Here is a 2,224-nt window from a genome sequence, read left to right as displayed (position 1 = left end):
CGGTCGAGTCCAATGACGACCGCGCCATCGCCATCTGGCGCGAGGCCGTGGACGCCCTGGCCGCGGGTCTCGTCACGACCCTCACCCTCCTGGACCCCCGCACCGTGATCATCGGCGGCGGGCTGGCGGAAGCCGGCGACATCCTCTTCGTACCGCTGCGGGAAGCGGTGCGTGCGCGGGTCACCTTCCAGCAACTCCCCACGATCGTCCCGGCGGCCCTCGGGGACGCCGCAGGCTGCCTGGGCGCGGGACTCCTCGCCTGGGATCTACTCACCGCGGAGGTTCCGAGCCGATGACCCCCACGAACCCGACGGGCCCGAACAGCCCCACGAATCCGGCCGGTTCGACGGGGCGCTCGGCACCGTCCGGCCCGCCGAGCAGGCGCACGGTGCTGACCGGCGCACGCGTGGTGCTGCCGGGCGGCATCGACGACGGCGGCACGCTGACCGTCGAGGGCCGCACGATCGTCGAGAACTCACCCGAGGACACGCCGGCTCTCGACCTGCGCGGCCACTGGATCGTCCCAGGCTTCGTCGACATGCACGTGCACGGCGGTGGCGGCGCGTCCTTCTCCGCTGGCACGGCGGAGCAGGCCCTCACGGTCATCGACACCCACCGGCGGCACGGCACCACCACCATGATCGCCTCAACCGTGACGGGCGAACTCGGCGACCTCGCCCAACAGGCGGGGGCGCTCAGCGAGTTGGTGGAGCAGGGCGACCTCGCCGGCGTCCACTTCGAGGGTCCGTTCATCTCGCCGCAGCGCTGCGGCGCACACGATCCGGCACTGCTGCGCGACCCCGACCCCACCGAGGTGCGCAAGCTGGTCGACGCCGCGCGCGGGAGCGCGAGGATGATGACCCTCGCACCGGAGCTGCCGGGCGGGCTGGAATCCGTACGGTTGCTCACCGACAACGGCGTCATCGCCGCCGTCGGGCACACCGACTCGACCTACGACGCCACCGTCGAGGCCGTCGAGGCGGGCGCGAGCGTCGCCACCCACCTCTTCAACGCCATGCCCGGCCTCAACCACCGCACCCCCGGACCCGTCGCCGCACTGCTGGAGGACGAGCGGGTCACCGTCGAGCTGATCAACGACGGCACCCATCTCCACCCCGCCGTACTGGAGTTGGCGTTCGGCAGCGCCGGCGCCGGCCGGGTCGCCTTCATCACCGACGCGATGGGCGCCGCGGGCATGGGCGACGGCCGCTATCCCCTGGGCCCCCTGGAGGTGGAGGTGCGCGACGGCGTGGCCAGGCTGATCGAGGGCGGCTCGATCGCCGGCTCGACCCTGACCATGGACCACGCCTTCCGGCGCGCGGTGACTGTCGACCGGCTGCCCGTCGAGGACGCCGTACGCGCACTGTCCGTGAATCCCGCACGGCTGCTCGGGGTCGGGGACCGTACGGGCTCGCTGGAGGTGGGCAAGTACGCCGACCTGGTGATCCTCGACGCCGGCTTCGAACTGGCCGGGGTGATGCGGCAGGGCGAGTGGGTGGTACGTCCTGACGTGGGGTGACCTGGGGTAGTACCGAATGAGCGGTGTACGGCTCGGAGGGGTCGCGACGACATCTGCCAACTGGCATGATCGCTCGCTAGCTTGTCGTCTCGCACGTCCCGCGTACGTCCCCCTCCCGTCCTCCCCTGGAGTGGTCTCCGGTGATCCTGACGGTCACGCTCAACACCGCACTCGACCTGACCTACCGGGTGCCGCGCCTCGACGTGCACGGATCTCACCAGGTGCGCGAGGTGACCGAGCGCCCCGGCGGCAAGGGCCTGAACGTGGCACGGGTCCTCGCCGCGCTCGGCCACGAAACGGTCGCCACCGGATTCGCCGGCGGCCTCACGGGCGGCGAACTCCGCGCACTGCTCGCACAGCAGTCGGGCATCACGGACGCACTCGTGCCGATCGAGGGCAACACGCGGCGCACCGTCGGCGTGGTCGACGAATCCAGCGGGGACGCCACCCAGCTGAACGAGCCGGGCCCGCACATCTCGCCCGGCGAATGGGCGGCCTTCCTCGACACCTACGCGAACCTGCTGCGCGGTGAGGGCACCGCCGTGGACACGGACGCCGGAGCTGCCCCGGGCACCCGCGTCGAGGCTGTCGCACTGTGCGGCAGCCTCCCGCCGGGGGTGCCGGTGGGCGCCTACGCCCAGCTGATCCGCGAGGCGCACGCCGCCGACGTGCCGGTCGTGCTCGACACCAGCGGCGAGGCCGCGG

General features: G+C 72.3%; 3 protein-coding genes. All 3 read left to right on the top strand.

All coding sequences use genetic code 11. From position 1 onward, the window contains the following. Positions 1 to 296: ROK family protein (locus H5J26_RS30445; protein WP_181769176.1), on the top strand; the 296-nt coding region annotated here is incomplete at its 5' end. Then, complete coding sequence (gene nagA, locus H5J26_RS30440; protein WP_181769175.1) at positions 293 to 1,519, top strand: N-acetylglucosamine-6-phosphate deacetylase; 1,227 nt, start codon at positions 293 to 295, stop codon at positions 1,517 to 1,519. The genes H5J26_RS30445 and nagA, both read left to right, overlap by 4 nt. Before the next feature lie 140 nt (positions 1,520 to 1,659). Beyond that, on the top strand, positions 1,660 to 2,224 hold a 565-nt coding region (locus tag H5J26_RS30435), incomplete at its 3' end, for a 1-phosphofructokinase family hexose kinase (RefSeq protein WP_309238135.1).

The organism is Streptomyces albidus (ex Kaewkla and Franco 2022) (assembly GCF_013870515.1).
Taxonomy (GTDB): domain Bacteria; phylum Actinomycetota; class Actinomycetes; order Streptomycetales; family Streptomycetaceae; genus Streptomyces; species Streptomyces albidus.
Note: the sequence above shows the minus strand (reverse complement) of the source record. Positions and strands in the feature narration are given on the sequence as shown.

Coding starts and splice junctions, on each gene's coding strand:
- nagA (WP_181769175.1), top strand. CDS start 293: ATGACCCCCACGAACCCGACGGGCCCGAACAGCCCCACGAATCCGGCC.